Origin of the sequence: Spirosoma sp. KUDC1026, from assembly GCF_013375035.1 — a bacterium.
Lineage (GTDB): Bacteria > Bacteroidota > Bacteroidia > Cytophagales > Spirosomataceae > Spirosoma.
In genome coordinates this window covers 1,070,955-1,091,981 of the sequence record NZ_CP056032.1, presented here as the reverse complement: position 1 = coordinate 1,091,981, position 21,027 = coordinate 1,070,955, and the positions used below count along the sequence as shown (strand labels likewise).

The window sequence follows — 21,027 nt, the reverse complement described above, 5'->3', positions numbered from 1 at the left end:
AGAAGCGGGTGGGTCAGAGACGGATAAAGAAACGAAGGGCAAAGATCACAACCATGCTTACCACCATAGCCAGCACGTAGAAGCCAATGGACCCATTCTGCAGCAGGCGCAGCTGCGCAGCGCTTTGCCGAACCAGCCACGCAACACCGTTTACCACCCCATCGATGACAAATTCGCCAAAACTGTAGAAGGCATCGCCCATCCCCCGAATTGGGCGAACGATGATGGTTTCGTAGATCTCATCAACGTAGTATTTGTTGTAAATAACCTGCTCTGGCGCTGACCGCTCAGCCGAATCAGGCGCAGGTACGGCTGAACGGCTGATGTACATCACGTAGGCCAGACCCAGCGCCAGTAAGGCTACGCCAGCCGAAACAGCCATGAGGATATACTCGGTACTGTGTTCAATGGTCGATTCAGCGAACGCTTCCGGATTCACCTGCCGTGAATTCTCGAACAGGGGAGCCATGAACTCACCCAGCCAGCCCGAACCGGGCAGATTCAGCAAGCCGCCAATGGCCGACAGAACCGCCAGCACGACCAAGGGTGCGGTCATCGTCACCGGCGACTCATGCAGGTGATGCTTCTGATCTTCCGTCCCCCGGAACTCGCCGAAGAACGTCAGGAACAGCAGCCGGAACATGTAGAACGACGTCAGACCAGAACCCAGCAGGCCTAGTGCCCACAGCAGCTTGTTATGTTCGAACACATGGGCTAGAATCTCATCTTTTGAGAAGAAACCCGCGAATGGAGGCAACCCCGAGATAGCAATAGTCCCAATCAGGAACGTAATGAACGTAACAGGCAGTGCTTTCCGCAGGCCACCCATCTTCCGGATATCCTGCTCGTCGGACATAGCGTGAATAACGCTACCCGCTCCTAGAAAGAGCAGTGCCTTGAAGAAGGCATGGGTGATGACATGGAACATGCCCGCCGTATAGGCCGTAGCTCCTAATCCCAGAAACATATACCCTAACTGCGAAACAGTTGAGTAAGCCAGTACCTTCTTGATATCATTCTGCAGCAGGCCAATCGAAGCCGCCAACAGCGCCGTCACGATCGCGATCCAACTGATAATTTCCAGCGTCATGGGTGCCAGCGTGAACAGTACATTCGACCGTACCACCATGTAGATTCCGGCCGTTACCATGGTTGCTGCGTGAATCAGCGCCGATACGGGGGTTGGCCCCGCCATGGCATCAGGAAGCCAGGTGTACAGTGGTACCTGCGCCGATTTACCCATCGCGCCGACAAACAGCAGAATAGTAATCAGGAAAACGGTCTGATCGCCCATTGGCAGACTAGTTGCCTGCTTGAACACGTCGATGTATTCAACCGTACCGAAGGTATTGATCAGGAAGAATATACCCAGCAGGAAACCCAGGTCACCCACACGGTTCATGACGAACGCTTTCCGGGCAGCGTAGTTATAGTCGACGTTTTTGTTCCAGAAGCCAATCAGCAGGAACGAGCACAGACCAACGCCCTCCCAGCCAATGAACATGATGACGTAGTTGGAACCCATCACCAGCAGGAGCATGAAGAAAATGAACAGGTTCAGGAAAGCCATAAACTTGCCAAATCCCTCATCGTGCTTCATGTAGCCAATGCTGTAGAGGTGAATCAGCGTACCAACGCCTGTTACCACGAGTAGCATGAGCAGCGATAACTGGTCAATCTGGAACGAGAAGTTGATGTGCAAGTCGCCAACACTGATCCAGTCGAAGAGGGTAGCGACCAAAGGAGCGGGTGCGCCCGCTTGTGCTTCGTTGCCGAGAAACGCCCGGAATAGAACGATGACGAGGATAAACGAAGCGAGTACAGCTGCTGTTGCCAAACCGCCCGCCAGTCCCTTGGGAACCCGGCGGAAACCGATGCCATTGATTAAGAAACCAAGTAACGGGAAAAGAGGAATTAACGCACAGAGTAGTTCTATCTGCATATACGTCTCAGCCAACAATGGGCTGACTTTGGTTAAAAGATGCGCTGTTTACGACTTGACTACCATTTCAACTTGTTGAGCAGGCCAATGTCGATGGAGCGGGTGTTCCGATAGATCATTACGATAATAGCCAGTCCAACAGCTACCTCGGCAGCAGCAACGGCCATAATGAAAAAGACGAAAACCTGCCCTGACGGGTCCGACCGATACGACGAAAACGCAATCAACAGCAGATTGACCGCATTCAGCATCAGCTCGATGGACATAAAGATAATGATAGCGTTGCGTCGCGTAAGTACCCCAATAATTCCGATAACAAACAGAGCCGTGCTGAGAATCAGGTAGTACGTGAGCGGTATCTGCTGAATAACTTCAGGAATAAGAACGTCCTGCGTAGGTTGCATTGGTAGCCAATTATTGAAATAGTTCCGTAAATGTAGAAATTATTCCTAACGGGGGAAAGGCAACGGCGGGCATCCGTTTTGAATTAGGCCTCTTTTGCCCCATTTCTGTACAAGTTTATACTGCTTCTAAACACCGGCAAAACCATGAAATCCTAATTAGTCAGTACCAATTATCGTTTTGTGACGATATTCAGACCATTGCTGAACATACGTAACCGGATCTCGGTCAGTCGCCGTTTGGTATCGAGCGGGAACTCCCCTTTCAGCATCCAGTCGTAGAACGAAGGCTCTTTTTTCAAGACATCGAGTACCGGCAGGCCCTTGTGTTTTCCGAAGTTGAATACCTCTTCGCCCTTCTCATTCAGGACGATCCGACCGGCCAGGTCCACGTTCTTGTTGGCCGTCAGCTCGTGCAGCATATCGATATTATTTTCAAACACCAGATCCTGTCCACTGTCGGCCTTGGTAACCATACCGACGTAACGCTGCACCTGCGCATCTAGCACTTCGAACGTAGCGATCGTGTCAGCTTCGGCCCCGTGAGCACCGATCAGTTCTTTGTTACAATAGAATTTGTAGGCCGCCGTCAGGTTGCGGGGCTCCATAAGGTGAAAAATCCGTTGTGCATCCACCGTACGACGGTTCTTTACGTCGAAGTCGACATTAGCCCGCAGGAACTCTTCAACCAGAAGCGGCACGTCGAACCGATTGGAATTAAATCCAGCCAGATCGCAGCCTTCCAGAAACTGCGCCAAATTCCGGGCAACGGCTTTGAACAGGGGGGCATCAACGACATCTTCATCATAAATCCCGTGAATCATACTCGATTCCAGCGGAATAGGCATTCCCGGATTTACGCGCTGCGTTTTGCGCACTACATCTCCGCCGGGCAGCGCTTTTATGATGCAGATGTCGATGATACGGTCCTTTGTCGTATTGATTCCCGTTGTTTCCAGATCAAAGAAAGCAAGGGGCTTTTTGAGTACAAGTTGATGCGTCATAACCAAACCGAAACTTACTACGGCCGGTAACAAAGGTAAACACCTTTTAGCGGAATCAGGCGTTTTTCAGCGCATCAACCCAGTCAACCCCCTGCAAATCAGCCGTGGGTTCGGGCATTTTACCAGCCTGCATCAACTCTTTAATGGCAATAATATCGGTATCCCGTTTTAGTCCGGCAACAGCTTTTACCTTGCCCCCCTGTACGTAAAAAGCCAGGAACGAATCGTCTTTCTCCGGGTCGCCGTCGTAAATAACCTCGTCGATCTGGGTAGTATGGCCGATGTAGTTGAGTCGTTTACCCTGCTGGTTTGTCCAGAAGAAAGGTACCATATTGTACTTTTCTTTCGGCGTATCGCCAGCCATGTTCAACCCGGCTACGTGTCCTTGCTGCCCGGCCACTTTCCAGTGTTCGATGCGTTCTGCTCCATCTGTTGTGGGATAATGGACAATGTCGCCCGCTGCGTAAAGGTCATCGGCCAGTTTCAGGTATTCGTCCGTTTTTACGCCCCCGTCTTTTTCGATCTCGATATTGTGAAGAAAACTGGTATTGGGTTTAACCCCTAGCCCCAACAGGACAAAATCTGCCGGAATCCGTTCGCCGTTATCCAGTACTACAGCCTCAACAGACTCGTTACCTTCCAGCCGTGCTACATTACGTCCCAAATGGAACTGGATGTTTTCTTTCTCATGCCACCCCTGAACGACTTTCCCTACTTTATCACCCAAGATCTTCTCGAAAGGTACTTTCTCTTGGCCGACAACGGTTACGTCACTGCCCAGCTTTTTCAGGCTCATTGCGCCTTCCAGACCAATGAATGAGCTACCAATGATAACCACCCGCTTGCCTTCTTTCCCCAGTTCGCGTAGTTTTCGGCTGTCCTGCAAACTACGTAATGGATAAACACCCGGCAGATCAATACCATCAACAGGCAGACTATTGGGCTTACCACCGGGGCAGACAATAGCTTTGGCGTACGTAATGGATTCGCCCGACGCCAGGCCGATACGTTTGGTAGAAGGATCAAGCGAAGTTACCTGCTCACCCAGCCTTACGTCGATGCCGTAGTTTTTGTAGAATTCTTCGTCGCGCAGAGGCATCCAGCTTTCTTTAGCTTTGCCCTGCAGGTAATCTTTCGAGCAGTTGGGCCGGTCGTAGGGTCGGTCCGGACTTTCGCTTAGCAGAACAATTTTCCCACTGAAACCTCCGGCGCGCATACCTTCGGCCGCAAACGCACCGGCTCCACCTCCCCCAACGATCACGTAAGTCTCCTCGTTACTCTCATCGGACGTCGTCATGGGATTTTCCAGACTTTCCTTATCAGTTGTCAACCGTACAAACACCTGATCACCCTCAATCCTGACTTCGTGCATGGGCAGTCCGTTCAGGGCAGGTGCTTCGAGCCGATGGCCGTTACGCACATCGAAACAGGCATTATGCCAGGGACATACAAGTTGAGTTCCAGTTAACAACCCCTTGGCTAACGGTGCCTGATAATGCGTGCATTTAGGGTGCAGCGCGTAGAACTGGCCGTCAACCCGAGCCAGTAATACGTCGGTATCACCAACTTGTACTTCTTTCATCTGACCGTCGGCAAGGTCGTCAACCCGGCACACAGCGGCTTCGGTGTAATCTGTAATCATAGTCGTTGAGTTTTCTTTAAATAACCCGCAAGACCCGCAGATTGATTGACTGCCATAAAAAAAGCCGCTCCTGGAAGAGCGGCTCGTGTCTTATACACTTGGTTGGCTATTTTGACGTAGCCATCACCATTTTGATGTTCAGCTTAGCACCCGTCTGTAATACATCGACTAGATCCTGTACCGTCAGGGCTTTATCAAAACGCACAACAACGGTTGGCTCGGCAATACCGGCCATGATTGTCTTAAGTTCATTTTCCAGATTTTCTGGCGAAACAGGCTGTTTGTCGATGTAGTACTGCTTTTTGTCATCCACCGACAAAGTCACCTGCTTTTTGCTCAACTGCTGGGACGCCGAGGCTTTCGGCAACATCAGTTTGATGACGTTCGGGTTGGCTACCGTCGAGATAATAAGGAAGAACAACAGCAGAAAGAACATGATGTCGTTCAGCGATGACGTAGCGACTTCGGCAGCAAACTTGCGTTTTCTTCGGAGCTTCATAAAGGAATTATCTTGAAACACTCAGGCCATCGCTGGCTATGAATGATGGAGACTTAACGCATCCGGGCCGGTTCGGTGGTTGGCTTTTGCAGCACTTCGATGAATTCGAACGCGTTGACCTCCAACGCCAGGGTGAATTTTTCGATCATCATGTTCAATAGGTGATAGCCCGTGTAGGCAATTACCCCAACGATCAGACCCGCGCCGGACGTGATCATTTTTTCGTACAGACCACCCGCAATGATACCAACGCTGATGTTGTCCGACAGAGAGATGTCGTAGAAAATCCGGATAATCCCGGAAATGGTACCGATGAAGCCAAGCATAGGCGCGATACCGGCAATGATTCCCAGGTAGCCCATGTTCCGTTCCAGCCGGGATAGTTCGATCTGCCCAACCGATTCTACGGTTCCTTCGATCTCTTTGATAGGCGACCCAATCCGGCCAATGGCTTTCTCGAATACCCGGCCCATAGCCGTTCGCTGATTTTTAGCAAAAGACTCCGCCGACTTTATATTTCCCTGGGCTACCATGTCCCGGATATTATCAATGAAGTTAGCGTCGCTTTTTGTCTGGGAACGAATGACAAAAAAGCGTTCAAAAATCAGATACAGCGTTGAAAAGAAAAGAAAAGCGATAGGAATCATTACCCAACCGCCTTTGGCTACTAGATCAAATAGTTGGAGACTTTGGGGTTGTGCCGCTGCCGAGGTGGCCGACAGCGATGCGGCCGTAGTATCAGTGACCGGAACCTGGAGCAAAAGCATAGGTAAAATAGCTGAGTTTAACTGATGTTCGCTTTGAACAGAACTGTCTAAGCACAAACGACCCGGTTTTACCGGTTATTGTCGTCAAAGATAATGAAGCCGTTTGTAATGAGTACATAAACTTAGATAACGTACAAATCAGCGGCCATCAATTTGCCTTATTCCGAAAAATGTAATTTAATTAGCACAAAATATTCCTAAACTCACAAAGATTCGTGCAAACCTCTCCTTTTCTGGGCGAACTGATTGGTACATTGGTTCTGATATTGTTAGGTAATGGCGTTGTCGCCAACGTTGTTCTGAAACAAACGAAAGGAGAATCCTCCGGCTGGATTGTCATAACAACAGGATGGGCCTTTGCCGTAACGATTGGTATTTTCGTTGCGAAAGCCTTTGGCAGTGTGGATGCCCATCTGAATCCAGCCGTTACGGTTGCTTTCGCCGTAGCCACCGGCGACTATTCTCACATAGTGTCTTATTCCATTGCTCAACTCACGGGCGCATTTCTTGGCGCGAGCCTAGTCTGGTTACAATACCTGCCCCACTGGAGCGCTACGCCCGATCCCGCGGATAAATTAGCCTGCTTCGGGACCGGCCCCGCCATTCGTCGTCCAGCGGCCAATCTGCTGAGTGAAGTCTTGGCGACTCTAGTTCTGATTTTGGGACTGGCGGGCATTTCGTCCAAACACCTTGGCGAGCTGGCCATCGGCGTTGGTCCTTACCTGGTTGGCGTTCTGATCTGGAGCATTGGGCTGTCGCTTGGTGGGCCTACCGGCTACGCAATCAGCCCGGTTCGGGATCTGGGTCCTCGGCTGGCCCATGCCATTTTACCTATCTCCGGCAAAGGCTCGTCCGATTGGTCGTACGCCTGGGTACCTATCGCTGGACCACTTATTGGAGCCGTTCTAGGTGGTGTACTTATCCGCTGGTTTGCCTTATAAAGCTTATTACCTCGTTATGTCAACTTACATTGCCGCCATCGATCAGGGCACAACCAGTACCCGCTGTATCGTTTTCAACCGACAGGGCCAGATTATTTCACAAGCCCAGAAGGAACACCGTCAGATTTATCCGCAACCCGGCTGGGTTGAACACGACCCGGAAGAGATCTGGCGCAATACGTTAGAAGTTATCGCGCTGGCCCGAATTAAATCGGGTTTATCGACGCAGGATATTGCGGCCGTTGGGATTACAAATCAGCGGGAAACTACCGTTGTCTGGAACCGGCGAACGGGTAAACCGTATTACAACGCCCTGGTATGGCAGGATATGCGTACGACAGGACTAGTTGCCGAGTTTTCGGCTCACGAAGCAGGGCAAGATCGGTTTCGTGAGAAGACTGGCCTACCCATTACTACGTATTTCAGCGGCTTGAAACTGAAGTGGCTGCTGGATAACGTTCCCGATTTACGGGCCGACGCCGAAAAGGGGGAAGCTTTGTTTGGCACCATGGACACCTTCCTGATCTGGCACCTGACGGGTGGCCCGGCTCAGGGGCAGCATATTACCGACGTAACAAATGCCAGCCGAACCCAGCTTTTCAACCTGCACACGCAAAGCTGGGATGATGAATTGCTGGCCGACTTCACTATTCCTCATCAGTTGCTCCCCCAGATACGGCCGAGCAGCGACGTGTATGGCGAGATTGTGTCGGAAGTATTGCCCGGCGTTCCCATCGCCGGTATCCTAGGCGATCAGCAGGCAGCGCTGGTTGGCCAGACCTGTTTCGAACCGGGTCAGGCCAAGAATACATATGGTACCGGATGCTTTCTATTGATGAATACAGGAACGGAGCTGCGGCCGTCAAAGTATGGTTTACTAACCACCGTAGCCTATCAGTTCAAAGATCAGCCCGTTCATTTTGCGCTCGAGGGCAGCATCGCTATCACCGGCGCATTGGTGCAGTGGCTGCGGGACAATCTGGGCATTATTAAGAAAAGTACCGAGATCGAAACGCTGGCCCGGTCGGTGGAAGACAACGGGGGGGCTTATTTTGTACCAGCCTTTTCGGGTTTGTACGCCCCTCACTGGAAGTCTGATGCCCGGGGGGTCATTGCGGGCTTGACTCGATTTGTGAACAAAGCTCACTTAGCCCGTGCCGTTCTGGAGGCTACGGCTTACCAGACAGTCGACGTAGTGCGCGCCATGGAACAGGACGCCGACATGCCGGTGCAATCGCTCCGGGTTGATGGCGGCATGGTCATCAACTCATTACTCATGCAGTTTCAGGCGGACGTATTAAATCAGGCTGTCGTTTGCCCAAAAATGACCGAAACAACAGCGCTGGGGGCGGCCTACGCAGCTGGTCTGGCCGTTGGCTACTGGAAAAACCTCGATGATCTTCGCCAGAACTGGGCCGTAGCTCAAACCTATGAGCCAGTTATGGACGAGGCTAAGCGTCAGAAACTAATGCGCGACTGGCAAAAGGCGATTGAGCGCTCGTTTGGCTGGGAAGACTAGCTTACCGGACCTGTTGTTTGCTGAAGCTCTCCTGCCAGCACAAGTCGTGTCTGGGGGAGTGCTTCGGGGTGTTCGTCGCGCAGGAACGCAATGACTTTCTCACGCATATGACACCGTAAATCAAAAGTAGTCGGTGCATCACTGGCTGAGACCAGAATACGAATTTCGACACAGGTCGGCCGGGTATCGGTCACCTGTACGGCGAAAACCTCACCGTTCCATAAAGGATCAGCTTCAACGAATTCACGCGCCTTTGCCCGAATAGTGTCTATCGGAACATTGTAATCCAGATAGAGTAGTATCGCGCCAGTGATCGAGGCATCAGATCGGGTCCAGTTCTCGAATGGTTTTTCGACGAAATACGTAATGGGAAGAATCATCCGGCGCCGGTCCCAGAGACGCACAATTACAGTAGTCAGATTGATTTCTTCGACACGTCCCCACTGATTTTCGACGACAACGGCGTCATCCAGCCGAATCTGTTGATTGAAGGCAATCTGAATACCCGCCATTAGATTAGCGAGCGTTTTCTGGGCGGCAAAACCGATCAATACGGAGATGACCCCAGCCGATGTTAGTACACTCAGGCCAACCTGACGGCTTCCCTGAAAGCTTAGTAAAAGCAACGAGGAGCCAATAATGACTACGATGGCGACCAGGATTCGCCGAAAGAAACGTACCTGTGTGACAAACTTTCGCTGCGACAGATTAATGTCGTTTGTCGTGTCATACTGGCGAATAAGTATCAGCTCCCCGACCTTCAGCAATTTGACGACCAGCCAAGTCCCTGTCACTAAAAACAAAACTTCGGCGGTCTTATCAGCTACCGGATGGCGACGCAGAAACCGGGCCGACTGCACATTGGTAGCCAGCAGAAACAACAGAGACGGGACAAAAACCCAGAATGCCCAGCGTATGTGCTGTTTGAATAATTCCAATGTATGAAACTGCCGCCGGTTAGAAATAAACCGTAACGTCTGCGTAACGATTACATCAACCAATAAGCCAATCAAAACGGCCGAAATCAATAATACCCATCCCGACAGGTCCCGGTTGGGTATGAAACCGGCCCAGCGTACAATCGATCGAATCCAGGAATCTAACTGCTGTTGCATAACTGCAAAAGTAAAGGAGCATCAGTTGTTCAACGCAAGGCCTAGGAAGATGTTTGTCTCGAAATCGCCTTTTAAGCCAACAAGCCACGAACAAATTTTCGCAGATATCTAGCTAATCATTTCGCATCATCTTTTAAAGGAGAACTTTATTCCTCGCAATTTCACATTGAGCTAGAATACTATTTGGGCATGTCAGGCCTCCTGTTCGATTCTTGCATAACATTGTTCAAACTGAAAGATTACGGTGCGCAGTCAGCTACTAATACTACGCAGAAAACCGCCATCGCCCGACCCGTTCCCGTTCGCCGACTTCTTTCGCTCGATACATTTCTAAATTGGTAGCCGCCCTCACAAAGGCGATAGTCGCGCGACACTAGCCCGAAAAGCTATTGGGCGCGGCTTTGCGCTTGTCATGTCCGGTCTTATGCTCAACAGCAGTCTATTCCTACAATCGTTCGACGAGATGCGTTTTCCCATCGTGCGGGTCCGTATTGGGCGCACGGGTATGTGTGCGCAGTTGCTTTTCCTTTCGTACGCAGTGAACGGACCTGCTACGGCATTTTTGCCGCTATTTTGCTCGGCCACTGGAGTTGTTGATGCTCATTCCCGTCCTTGGCATCGAAGCCGGAAACCTGACAATGGAAGGCAGTCTAATTGGTTACATAGACCGCATGGTTATACCGGGGCGCTTGTACAGGACCGTTTAGAACCCGGAATGTCTTTTATCTATCCCTTGCGGCAATCTGTGCAGGCTTACTGGAATTTTCGCTGGTACTATTCTGCGACGTAGCAACTGTAATGACGGTCGGGAACTCTGAAAACTGGTTCTTTGATGCATTGCCTACGTAGCGTTGGGACGGATCTAGAGCCTGGTTTTCCTGTCAACGAAAATTTCTAGGCCAGCTTATTCGTGTTGGTGGCTGGCGTTTGGAGTTTGTTGATGCTCAGGCTGTTCTAGTAGATTATCGATATAAAGAACATTCGCCGTTGGACGTTCATTTCATAGTCATTACGAACTCCATCCTGGTTTATAGACCCGCAAATTCATCGACTTTAACTTTACGTCCAACGCTCTGTTCGGTGGCCTGTTCGACTTGTCGAAACTGTGCTGGTAGTCCTGGACATACAATGAACCTTCCTGAACTCTCTCTACCGGCAAAGAGTATTTTTGCGAGTATAAGTCTATCTACTTGGTTAGGCCCAGGGCTGCCAGCCAGGCTTTACAGGTTTCCGGCCAGTTATTGAGCGAACCGTAATTAGCCGTCCGCAGTCCGTAGCCATGACCACCTTTAGGATACAGATGCATTTCTGCCGGAACACCATTTTGCAGACAGGCTAGGTAGTAGCTGATGCTATTCTCTACCGGTACGGCTTTATCATCTTCCGAATGAACCAGAAAAGTGGGTGGCGTCTGCGCCGTTACCTGCTGTTCATTTGAATAATACGCCAACAATTCCGGAGATTTCTGCTTACCCAACAAGTTATCTCGCGAACCACTATGCGTTTTTTCCCCGAACGTAATAACGGGGTAAAGCAGAATACTGAAATTGGGCTTAGCCATCTCACTGGATCCTGTTCCTCGATGGTAGTGGGTCGACAGCGTTGAGGCTAGATGACCACCCGCTGAGAAACCCATCACCCCAATTTTATCCGGATTAATACCGTATTGGGTAGCCTTTTCCCGAATCAGTTTCATGCCCTGCATCGCATCCATAAGCGGCACCTCATGCTGATTGGTCATAATTTTTTCATTCGGGAGCCGGTATTTCAGCACGAACGCGGCAATGCCCATTTCAGTGAACCAGCGGGCAACCTCTTCGCCCTCGTGATCAATGGCCAGGATACCATATCCGCCACCGGGACAGATCATAATGGCAGCACCCGTCTGTTTGTCCTTAGCGGGTAAATAGGCCGTAATTGTTGGGACCATTACGTTACTTACTCGTGCCACACCATCCACCTCGCGCTTCTCGGTTATCTGCGCACCCGGAATAGCATTGGGAATAGCATTGTCAGGCCAGAGCTTAATAATTTCCTGAGCGTAGATAGATTGAGAGCACACGAGTGAGAGCAGGATAAACTTTAAAACGTAACGCATAGTCAACGGGGAGGGCCAGATCACAGTTTTGGGTAAAAGTCGGCCTATTGACCAGCTCTACTCATATTTCAGCCTCAGTGTCATTTTCTGATGTCCCAGAATCTTTTCCACTACGAAGCACATCAATAAGCTCCTTAACCCGGTAAACTGTCTTGTTATATTTATTGCCTAGAATAATAATTACGTACTCATCTTTTGGGCTGAACCAAAACATCGTGTTGTAGCCTTTCCACCAACCCGAGTGATAGATAAACTCCGGCTGATTTTTGTCGTCTAGCATCATCCGGAAGCCATAACCGTAATTTTTGGCTCCCTTGCGTTCAAAACTGCGCGGAATAAACGCTTCGGCCAGCGTCTTCTTTTTCAGGATACAATCGCCGTTCAGCGCCCTATACCATCGGAACAGATCGCCCGTTGTGGAGTAAATTCCTTTATCGCCTACTACGTCATCGTAGTAATCTTTGGGAATACGCCGATTCCACTGGTAACCAGCCGTTCGGTGATAGTTGATAGAATCGTTCTTGGTAGTTGCCACGAAGGTATGGTGCATCCCCAGGGGCTCGAAGATATTCTTGTGAATGAAGGCCTCGTAGGATTGCCCCGTCACCTTTTCTATAATCGATGCCAGCACCATATAATTCGTATTGCTGTAGCTGAAGCCGCGCCCTGGTATGTTGTATGCCTGGGGTGTAGGTTTTACCGTAGCAAACCAATGCATAATGACCGCATTGGTCGGGTAAGGTTTTTCCTTTTTGTAGAAATTCACCTTCATGCTATCGTCGAAGGCGTAGGCGTAGTTAGGCAGCCCACTCCGATGGCTCAAAAGATTCCGAACGGAAATACCGTGATAGGGAAAATCCGGATAGAACTTCTGGATAGTGTCGTCCAGACTCAACTTGCCCGCTTCAATTAGCTTCAACGTGCCAACTGCCGTAAACGTTTTCGACAACGATGCGAGCTGAAATTTAGAGTCTTCTACCAGTGAATCCCGCTGGCTACGTTCGAAGTGTTCCAGCCCGAAGCAGTGACGGTAGAGTACAAGACCCTTCTGCGCAACTAGTACGTTACCGTTCAGACCTTGTCGTACTTTCTGACGAAAAATCTCTTCGATTTCTCTCGACTTTTCGTCAGCGTTGATCTGCTGCCTAATGGTCATTTGTTCGCTGGGCGACAGAACCTGCTCATCGGCGCAGTTGCCCATGACTTTTGCGGAGCGGTTTAATTCTTTCTGTCCATCCTGCCCGCAGGAGAACCCTACCACAAACACTGAAATAATACTGATACAACGCGCAATCCAATTCATCCGCACCATCCTTACTCGCAACTTCGTTTATGGGTAGGTCAATGCGTGCAAAAATAAAGATTGCTACCGATCCTCAACCGTTTAATCGACTTATCGTCGTAAAAACTTGGCAACGGTCCTTATATGCAGAAAGATTTATTAGCGCGGACTAACAATACGTTGTGCCGGGCGACTATTCAGCAGCCCCTTTTTCCGCAGGCCGATATACCCGCCAACACTGTTTGGCAGTAATTTACCGGCGTCAACGGCCAGCGATGCAGTCAGTTGTGTATCTCCGAATAGCGAAGTTGGAATTCCAGCGGTTATAATTCCGGAGAATTGGCGGGGTAACGTTCCGTAAGGCGTAGCGTACGTACCAGCGTTGATGCTGTATGACAGGCGGCCCGTCAGATCAATCCGGTTAGCCACTATAGCACTTAGTCCCACATGAAACAGGCTGACTCGGTTATTTGCGATGCCAGCTCCACCACGCGCGGGTAGCTCATTACTGACTTCCGTATCTGTCGTAAAGAACGGAGTTCCAATAGTGCGCTTATAATAAGTCCACCCATCCAGGAACTGACTATGATTGAAATAATCATCACGACCTCGTCTTTTTGGATCTTCCAGGATGAATAAATCCCCGCCCTGACTTCCAGAAAACATATACTCGAACGTTACCTGCCGAAGCGAGAATAGACCATTTGACTGCTTTTTTCTCTTAAACCGGACGCCATTCAAGCCGTCCTGAACATTAAGAAGATAAAATAGTGACCCGTCATCGTAAAAGAATTGACGGTAGAGCATTGCATTCCACTGCCCTAGATTGACATCTACAGCAAAATCTATCGATCCCAGATGATTACCCACCCGGTTATCTTCAAACGAAGTTACATCGATTCCATTCGCCTGTGTATTGCGACTTCCCCAGAAAACCGCTGGGAAATACTTTATGCTAGACGGTAAACGTCCATTAACTGCAGCACTTGAACCGATGAGGTAATCCGAATAGCCAGCCCAGATAACCTGGTGGTTAAAGCCAGCGTACAAGCGAAAAGGCCAGGTCGGTTTCCCGAATCGCCCGTAAAAATATTTTTGATGCAGATAAGACCCTTTAACCAGACGATCTGAATTTTCGAACCAGCCGTGTGCTATTACACCCATAATGGAAACGATTCCTTTTGTGAAAGGAATAGGCGTAAACTGGGGTAATCCAATCTGAATTTTGGGAATTGGGAGCGCGTTACCCGACCAGATATAGGCACCTGACGTCAGGAGCGTGTCGACAAGGCCGACAATTTCCCTACGTCGACCCGCATACAGTTCAAAGGCACCAAGACGTCCTTTTACGTAGGCTTCGGGCAGTAACAGTTGATTCGCTTGCCCAGCGTTTGCAACTGCATCGATGCCATACCCCCAATCGACCAACGGTTTCGATCTCGTGCTATCTGCTGTTCTATAGTCAGACCGCAAGCCTACAGCAAATGAACCTGTAGGGTTTTGTATGGGGACAACGCCATACTGATTTGATCGAAGCCAGAACGGCGTAGGGCCTGATGAGAAAAAGCCTCCTACAGTTGCCTTATATTCGTGAACATGTTGTCCATACGTAGAAAAACTAATAGTAACTAAGCAAGTCCACAGTAACGCAATTCTCATAAGTAATGGAAGCAGCCGGCCAAATTCACTTACTTACCCCGCCCCTGCGCCATTACCCAGATAGTCTGGGCGATAATCCACATATCAAACAGGAAAGAACGGCGGGCAGGATATAGGAGATCAAATCGAAGTCGTTGAACCATTTCGTCAACACTAGCTGCGTATCCGAACTTAATCTGGCCAATAGACGTAATACCTGGCTTTACACGTAGTAGCTGTTTGTATTCAGGAGCAATCTCTACAATCTGGTTAATAAAATACTGCCGCTCGGGGCGTGGCCCAACAACAGACATATCCCCCTTTAGAACATTAAAAAACTGAGGTATTTCATCCAGTCGAGTTTGCCGCATAAACCTCCCCCAGGGCGTAATCCGATTATCGGCAAGTCCGCCGGAAAGAACAGGTCCCGTTGTTTCAGCATTCACAAACATACTCCTGAACTTATAGATCATGAATGGTTTACCATTACGGCCAACACGCTCCTGCGCATAGAAAATGGGACCGGAGGATGTAAATCGGGTTACCAGAGCAACAACAAGAAAAATGGGCAGGCCAAAAATAAAGGCACACAGTGAAAAAATAATGTCAAAAGTCCGTTTGAATATGTTTACTCTGAAGTCAGCAAGCATCTGCGACGACACATTCAACACGGGCAGGAAGTCATGATACTCAACAGATGTTCCTTTGCTCATAAACCCTCTAAAATCAACCAGTAATTTGACCTGGTAGTCATCTATTTCCGCCTGATCAACAATTTTCTTAAGCTGATCGCTTTCTATATAAGGCATGCAGCAGTAAACACAATCAATCTCCTGCTGCTTAACAAAACGGCTCAAATCGTCGATCGTTCCGTTAAGTACTCCGGCATTCTCAGGATCGGGCTGGTCAAAATAGCCATAGAAGCGAAAGCCCATTTCGGGATGAGCTTCGTAGAAGCTATGAATTGATACCGCCAGTTTACCATGACCGACAATAATATACCGTCGGTTGTTATAACCACGTATTCGATACTCGCGCAGAAAAATCAAGCCCCCTATGCGAGTTAAAATACTTAGACAGACAAAAAGAAAATAGGTTATGAAAAGGTGCTCCCTGGAGTAATAATACCCCTGAACAGCAACGCAATAAACCGCGACAACAGCAATATGAACCCCAACTAATACCGAAAGTGTACGTAGTAAATGAGATAGTTTAAAGAGCTGACGAGGGAAAATGTAAGGCTTAAATGCAATAACCTCAACCAGCCAGATCAGATTAAATATAATCCACAGTGTAGCATATGGCGGTTGAGCTACCGCATCCAGTGTATGAAATTTGATCCAGTATGCGCCGATAAATGCCGCATTTACACTAAGCAGATCAACAATTACATGAAGTGGAAAGAACAGTATGGAATACCGGTGTCTCATACGTCTCAGATCTATGAACCCGAATGTACGGGAGGGTATATATCTTTATAGTACACAAAAATAAGGGTTGTAATCCACTACCACCCAAGAATGTTATTCTACGGGCAAGATCATAATCCTGCCCACTGTATAACTTCAATAGAAACACCAACCGAATGTAACGGTCAGAGCTTTAACAAAAATCAATCCTACTTTGTTGAGTTCCAGACCTTTTTCAAGCTTATGTACGTACCAAAGCCATTTTGATACAGAGTTCCGTCATCGATAGCGGCACTACCGGCTAACTGGATTCCACCCATCCAGGAAAATGGCACAATCATACTGAAATAGCCCGAGAATTGATTTCTCCGGGGACGGTATGGGATATCATACGTGCCATAATTCTGGCTATAGGACAGTTTAGTTTGGTAAGTAATCGGTGCGCTCAGTCCTTTCCAGCGTATCGGAAAACTCCCTGACATCCCGAGATGATACACCATTACCCTATTATTAGACGTAAAAGCGCCAAAAGGATATTCCCCATTCGGGCCATAAGCGGGTGGAATAAATGGCGTGCCTATTGTGTGTTCTTTATAACCCCAGCCATCCCGGTATTGCTGGTTGTTGAAGTAGTTATCTTTTCCCTGTTTATAGGGATCACCAATCTGAAATATTGGTCCGCCCTGATCAGTTGTGTTTAGGTATTCGAACAGAATGTCCCGTACGATAGCATTGGGATTATTGCGCCGAATTCTGAATCCATTCAGGCCATCCTGAATATTTAATAAATAGAACAGCGATCCATCTTCGTACAGATTCTGACGATACATAAACAATGTGTATTTCACCAGATCGATCTCCATTCCGACATCTATACTTCCCAGATGGTTACCAACGCGGTTAGTGATCTCAAAGTTAGTATATGCACTTGAATCCGTCCGGCTCCAGCGATCTCCTACAACTACATAGTAATAATCACGTAATGTAGAAGGCAGTTTACCGTTATCCGGAACGAGCCCTGTACCTTTTAAATTATCAGTACGACCGCCCCAAACGACCTGGTGATTGAAGCCGCCGTATACCCGAACAACATCCTTTTCACGTCCCAGGCGCACGTAAAAAGATTTCTGGTGCAGCAGTGTATTTTGAATGAAACCCGAGGAACTAAACCAACCATGCGCGTAGGTTCCCTGCACAGATACCCATCCATTCGTTATTCCGATTGGCGTAAATGTTGGAATAGAAAGTTGAATTTTGGGGATGGGCATGGCATTACCGGACCAGGAATAAGAACCGGTTGACAACGTAGAATCGGCTAGACCAAACTTTTCACGTCTACGACCAGCATATAACTCAAAAATGCCTAAGCGCGCTTTAATGTATGCTTCGGGTAATAATACATTTTTCTCATAGGGTTGCTTATTCACAGCTCTGTTAGCCACTAAGTTAAGCCCATATCCAAGTGAGAACCGAGAACCTCTTTTATTAGTCTGCGAACGTGTTGAATCGTAATCACTGTGTACCTCAAACCGCAGCGTTTGAATAGGCGACTGAAACGGAACAATACCGTATTGATTGCTACGCAGCCAAAAAGGTGTGTTTAGTGAGGAAGACGAATAAACGCCGGCTTCTATAGAATACTGGTCAGGCTGACGTAACGTCTGAGCGTGTACCAACGAAGTAAGAACACTAAGAATTAGTACATAACCTACTCTTTTACAAGCCACTACGATCATCCGTTTACTTTATAGAGACTTTAATTGTTTATTAATGAAGCTTCAAAGATAAGTAAATAAAAAGACCCCGGTCACATAACCGGGGTCTATCAGGTATAGAATATGCTTTTACTTATTTTTTCACCAGACGTCCGGCGGCTTTCTGCTGATTAGCTTCAACTACTGGAAAGTATACGCCTGTACCAGCACTTTCTGGCTTCCAGTCAATTTTGTGTTTGCCGGCTTCCTGGTTTTCGCCCTGAACAAGCTGCCCAACAACACGCCCCTGCGAATCAATGATATTTAGGTTTACCTTCCCGGCAGAAGGCAAATAATATTCTATTGTCGTTGACTGATCGAATGGATTTGGGTAAGCTGCCAGTTGAAGGGGTGTTTCCTGCTTCGTGGAAACCGCTTTGATCGTAGCAGCAAATGTGCTCCCCGTTTCTGCACTAAAGCCCGGTAGTAGCGTCACCGACTGGCCAGCTTGGTACTCTACGTTAGCCGTCTTTTTCACAACGTTTACAGCCTCTATCGTTTCAGTTGCCTGTTCCAGGTACCGACCTGGTTTTTCGTACTGAATCTGGATTCGTAAAGACTGTTGGTTTGTCTGGGCTGTCGCCATAACAGATGTTATGCATCCGATAGCAGTAACCGTCAAAAGTCTGAAATAGAAGTACTTGTTTCTCATAAAGGGATGGCTGTTATATATCTTGCTAAGCTACACTATGTTTCTTATATTCTAAATATTTTCCCTGTACAAACTGCTGAATTTGTTCGATGAAGATCTTTTCATCAAAGGCTTCAGCATGCTGTCGGATAAATGTTGGATTGAACCGCTCTTCAATTCCCTCAAACGCTTTCACCGCTTTAACTAAACTCTCGACCGTTTGTTCATCAAAAAACAGGGCGGTCGCTTCTGCTGGATCATCTTTTACCGGAATCTGGGTTGCCAGTACCCCCCCAACGCCGTACGCAATTACCGGACGCCCGGCAGCATTAGCCTCCAGCGGAGTTATTCCGTAATCCTCATGCTGAGGGAAAATAAAGGCTCGACAGTTTGCATACGCATCGGCTAGTTGTTGTGCCGACAAACCGCTTAGAAACGTGACGTTTCCTTTGGCCCTGGCCTTTATCTCTTCTGCCTGCAGCCCCTTACCAACAACCACGAGTGGGTATCCCAGCTCGTTGAAAGCATCGATTGCCAGGTCAACCTTCTTATAGTATTCTAATCGAGAAACGATCAAAAAATACTCTTTTGGCAGATTCGAGACATAAAAATTATTTACACTAACTGGCGGCTTGATGATCCGAATCGGTTTCTTTATCTGATAAGCACTACGTAGCCGCTCTGCCGTCTCATCGGTCATACCCACATAGTAGTTTGGTCGTTGGGCAAACCTGAAATCTACATCCCGCAAATACCGAAGTATCTTATCAAACACGAACCGTTTTATGGGTCCAGCTTCTGCGTACTGAGCGTACGATTCGGGATTCCAGGCCAATCGGAAGGGAGTAAAACTATAACTGATTACCAACGCATTCTTTCGGACTTTAACGTATTTAGCACAATGTGTTCCTGACATGAGCACTACGTCAAAATCGGTCAAATCATGAGATTGCATCGCCTGAACGCCTAGCGGAAAAAAAAGCTGTTTCATTCGATCGTCCGTCTTCGCAATATTTTGCAGCCAAGACGTACGAATATCAGCTTCCTTGAACTCAGGAAATGTGAGGCTGGGCTGGTAACATTGCGTATAGATAGGAGCTTCAGGAAAAGCTTTATGAAAGCAGAGAGCAACCTGTTCTCCCCCCGCGCGGCACATCAATCCATCCTGAACTAAGGCAATTTTCACGTGTATGTTGTTGCTATGAAGTACTATAAATCAGATTACTAACTACTACGTCCTTCCAGTTAAAAGGCAACGACTCTATATCATTGACTTGATTATCCTAACAAAGTGTTGGTCAGAATCCTTCCATTTATATTTCTGAACCTGCATAAACCCTTTTTCAATCAACTTATTACGTAGTTCTTTATGGGTTAATACCTGTTCTATACCTTGAGCAATTTCAGCCGGATTGGTCGGATCTACATAGAACGCACTCTCACCGCATACTTCGGGAATACTTGCTCGATTGGACGCAACGACAGGACAGCCGCAGGCCATTGCTTCAAGCGGAGGGAAACCAAACCCTTCATACAAAGAAGGAAAAACAAATAAAGAAGCCATGTTGTAGATTACAGGCAGATGTTCTGAGTCTACATAACCCGAAAACTTTATACGTTTGGCCAGCGTCTCATTTTTCTCAATCCGCTCAAAGAGTTCTTTATCACCGGTAATAAATCCTTCCTTTTTACCCGCAATTAACAAATACAAGTCAGGTTGATCCTGTAACAGCAACGAAAAAGCATCGACCAGCGTTTGTAAATTCTTGTGAGGCTTTACATTTCCAACAAATAGTATGTACCGATCAGGTAAGCCATATAATGCTTTTACCTGTTTCTGTATTTCCAGGCTTTGTGATACGGTAAACTCCGACGTATTTAATCCCAGCAGGACTGTTTCAACCTTAGGTTTACCCACGCCTGTTAGCCGTTTAATTTCCTGGGCTGAATATTCCGATATCGTTACGACTTTATTTGATAGCTTAACAGCAGCGTTTGTAACTAATTTTGCGTATACCTGTTGCTTAAGCGGTAAAGTATTAGCGTGAGCCAGATGGAATACGTCTGGAACGGTAACTAATCTCTTCCTGGCTTTAATAGGAAATAGAGGTATATTGTAATGAGGAGACCAGAATAAATCACAGGCCGGGATAAGACGCGGTAACTTTATTTGTTCTGTTATCGAGTAGATAGGAAAATCTGCTTCTACACATTCCCAGTTCGAAAACTGACCAAAATATCGTTTTAATAGTTCAGGCTTACCTATAAGGGTAATTTTATCAAATATCTTTTCCTGAACAATATAGTTTATGTATTCACGAATGTATACGCCAATACCAGAATTGTGTATCATTCGTGCGTCAGCACAGAAATGCATATTAGCAA

General features: G+C 48.0%; 17 protein-coding genes. 2 read left to right on the top strand and 15 right to left on the bottom strand.

Annotated features, from left to right (window positions below; translation table 11 throughout):
- Positions 1-13: 13 nt before the first annotated feature.
- The 6 genes from nuoL to HU175_RS04620 all read right to left on the bottom strand — a co-directional run bounded on the left by nuoL (position 14) and on the right by HU175_RS04620 (position 6,255).
- A complete protein-coding gene (gene nuoL, locus HU175_RS04645) occupies positions 14-1,942 on the bottom strand; it encodes an NADH-quinone oxidoreductase subunit L (RefSeq protein ID WP_176565476.1) in 1,929 nt (642 codons plus the stop codon).
- A gap of 59 nt (positions 1,943-2,001) precedes the next feature.
- Positions 2,002-2,346, bottom strand: coding sequence for an NADH-quinone oxidoreductase subunit NuoK (gene nuoK, locus HU175_RS04640; protein WP_176565475.1), 345 nt, complete (start codon positions 2,344-2,346; stop codon positions 2,002-2,004).
- A 170-nt stretch (positions 2,347-2,516) separates the two neighbouring features.
- A complete protein-coding gene (locus tag HU175_RS04635) occupies positions 2,517-3,347 on the bottom strand; it encodes a 3'-5' exonuclease (protein WP_176565474.1) in 831 nt (276 codons plus the stop codon).
- 55 nt (positions 3,348-3,402) lie between these two features.
- Complete coding sequence (locus HU175_RS04630; protein ID WP_176565473.1) at positions 3,403-4,989, bottom strand: FAD-dependent oxidoreductase; 1,587 nt, start codon at positions 4,987-4,989, stop codon at positions 3,403-3,405.
- Between the two features lie 106 nt (positions 4,990-5,095).
- On the bottom strand, positions 5,096-5,488 hold the full coding sequence (locus tag HU175_RS04625; RefSeq protein WP_176565472.1) for an ExbD/TolR family protein: 393 nt from the start codon (positions 5,486-5,488) through the stop codon (positions 5,096-5,098).
- Positions 5,489-5,541: 53 nt separating this feature from the next.
- Complete coding sequence (locus HU175_RS04620) at positions 5,542-6,255, bottom strand: MotA/TolQ/ExbB proton channel family protein (RefSeq protein ID WP_176565471.1); 714 nt, start codon at positions 6,253-6,255, stop codon at positions 5,542-5,544.
- A gap of 215 nt (positions 6,256-6,470) precedes the next feature.
- Here HU175_RS04620 and HU175_RS04615 point away from each other — a divergent pair, with 215 nt between their 5' ends.
- Positions 6,471-7,196, top strand: a complete 726-nt coding sequence (locus tag HU175_RS04615; RefSeq protein WP_176565470.1) for an MIP/aquaporin family protein — start codon at positions 6,471-6,473, stop codon at positions 7,194-7,196.
- Between the two features lie 16 nt (positions 7,197-7,212).
- Complete coding sequence (gene glpK / locus HU175_RS04610) at positions 7,213-8,715, top strand: glycerol kinase GlpK (RefSeq protein ID WP_176565469.1); 1,503 nt, start codon at positions 7,213-7,215, stop codon at positions 8,713-8,715.
- Here the strand turns inward: glpK and HU175_RS04605 are convergent.
- The 9 genes from HU175_RS04605 to HU175_RS04565 all read right to left on the bottom strand — a co-directional run bounded on the left by HU175_RS04605 (position 8,712) and on the right by HU175_RS04565 (position 20,995).
- Positions 8,712-9,830 carry a mechanosensitive ion channel family protein gene (locus tag HU175_RS04605; protein ID WP_176565468.1) on the bottom strand — a complete coding sequence of 373 codons (1,119 nt, stop codon included), beginning with the start codon at positions 9,828-9,830 and terminating at the stop codon, positions 8,712-8,714. The two genes, glpK and HU175_RS04605, sit on opposite strands and share 4 nt — an antisense overlap.
- A 1,186-nt stretch (positions 9,831-11,016) precedes the next feature.
- Positions 11,017-11,928 carry an alpha/beta hydrolase gene (locus HU175_RS04600; protein ID WP_176565467.1) on the bottom strand — a complete coding sequence of 304 codons (912 nt, stop codon included), beginning with the start codon at positions 11,926-11,928 and terminating at the stop codon, positions 11,017-11,019.
- 61 nt (positions 11,929-11,989) lie between these two features.
- Complete coding sequence (locus HU175_RS04595) at positions 11,990-13,240, bottom strand: serine hydrolase domain-containing protein (RefSeq protein WP_176569123.1); 1,251 nt, start codon at positions 13,238-13,240, stop codon at positions 11,990-11,992.
- A gap of 129 nt (positions 13,241-13,369) precedes the next feature.
- Complete coding sequence (locus HU175_RS04590; protein ID WP_176565466.1) at positions 13,370-14,869, bottom strand: capsule assembly Wzi family protein; 1,500 nt, start codon at positions 14,867-14,869, stop codon at positions 13,370-13,372.
- A 29-nt stretch (positions 14,870-14,898) separates the two neighbouring features.
- Entirely contained in the window at positions 14,899-16,278 is a 1,380-nt protein-coding gene (locus HU175_RS04585; RefSeq protein WP_176565465.1) for an exopolysaccharide biosynthesis polyprenyl glycosylphosphotransferase, read from the bottom strand.
- Between the two features lie 188 nt (positions 16,279-16,466).
- Complete coding sequence (locus HU175_RS04580; protein ID WP_410528579.1) at positions 16,467-17,684, bottom strand: capsule assembly Wzi family protein; 1,218 nt, start codon at positions 17,682-17,684, stop codon at positions 16,467-16,469.
- A 421-nt stretch (positions 17,685-18,105) separates the two neighbouring features.
- Positions 18,106-18,597, bottom strand: a complete 492-nt coding sequence (locus HU175_RS04575) for a 3-coathanger stack domain-containing protein (RefSeq protein WP_228724320.1) — start codon at positions 18,595-18,597, stop codon at positions 18,106-18,108.
- 91 nt (positions 18,598-18,688) lie between these two features.
- A complete protein-coding gene (locus HU175_RS04570; protein WP_228724319.1) occupies positions 18,689-19,828 on the bottom strand; it encodes a glycosyltransferase in 1,140 nt (379 codons plus the stop codon).
- Positions 19,829-19,903: 75 nt separating this feature from the next.
- Complete coding sequence (locus tag HU175_RS04565) at positions 19,904-20,995, bottom strand: glycosyltransferase family 4 protein (protein WP_228724318.1); 1,092 nt, start codon at positions 20,993-20,995, stop codon at positions 19,904-19,906.
- Positions 20,996-21,027: the final 32 nt, after the last annotated feature.

Bases quoted from the DNA above. Each gene is read 5' to 3' on its own strand.
- nuoL (WP_176565476.1), bottom strand. From the start codon at position 1,942: ATGCAGATAGAACTACTCTGTGCGTTAATTCCTCTTTTCCCGTTACTT.
- nuoK (WP_176565475.1), bottom strand. From the start codon at position 2,346: ATGCAACCTACGCAGGACGTTCTTATTCCTGAAGTTATTCAGCAGATA.
- HU175_RS04635 (WP_176565474.1), bottom strand. From the start codon at position 3,347: ATGACGCATCAACTTGTACTCAAAAAGCCCCTTGCTTTCTTTGATCTG.
- HU175_RS04630 (WP_176565473.1), bottom strand. From the start codon at position 4,989: ATGATTACAGATTACACCGAAGCCGCTGTGTGCCGGGTTGACGACCTT.
- HU175_RS04625 (WP_176565472.1), bottom strand. From the start codon at position 5,488: ATGAAGCTCCGAAGAAAACGCAAGTTTGCTGCCGAAGTCGCTACGTCA.
- HU175_RS04620 (WP_176565471.1), bottom strand. From the start codon at position 6,255: ATGCTTTTGCTCCAGGTTCCGGTCACTGATACTACGGCCGCATCGCTG.
- glpK (WP_176565469.1), top strand. From the start codon at position 7,213: ATGTCAACTTACATTGCCGCCATCGATCAGGGCACAACCAGTACCCGC.
- HU175_RS04605 (WP_176565468.1), bottom strand. From the start codon at position 9,830: ATGCAACAGCAGTTAGATTCCTGGATTCGATCGATTGTACGCTGGGCC.
- HU175_RS04600 (WP_176565467.1), bottom strand. From the start codon at position 11,928: ATGCGTTACGTTTTAAAGTTTATCCTGCTCTCACTCGTGTGCTCTCAA.
- HU175_RS04595 (WP_176569123.1), bottom strand. From the start codon at position 13,240: ATGGTGCGGATGAATTGGATTGCGCGTTGTATCAGTATTATTTCAGTG.
- HU175_RS04590 (WP_176565466.1), bottom strand. From the start codon at position 14,869: ATGAGAATTGCGTTACTGTGGACTTGCTTAGTTACTATTAGTTTTTCT.
- HU175_RS04585 (WP_176565465.1), bottom strand. From the start codon at position 16,278: ATGAGACACCGGTATTCCATACTGTTCTTTCCACTTCATGTAATTGTT.
- HU175_RS04575 (WP_228724320.1), bottom strand. From the start codon at position 18,597: ATGGCGACAGCCCAGACAAACCAACAGTCTTTACGAATCCAGATTCAG.
- HU175_RS04565 (WP_228724318.1), bottom strand. From the start codon at position 20,995: ATGATACACAATTCTGGTATTGGCGTATACATTCGTGAATACATAAAC.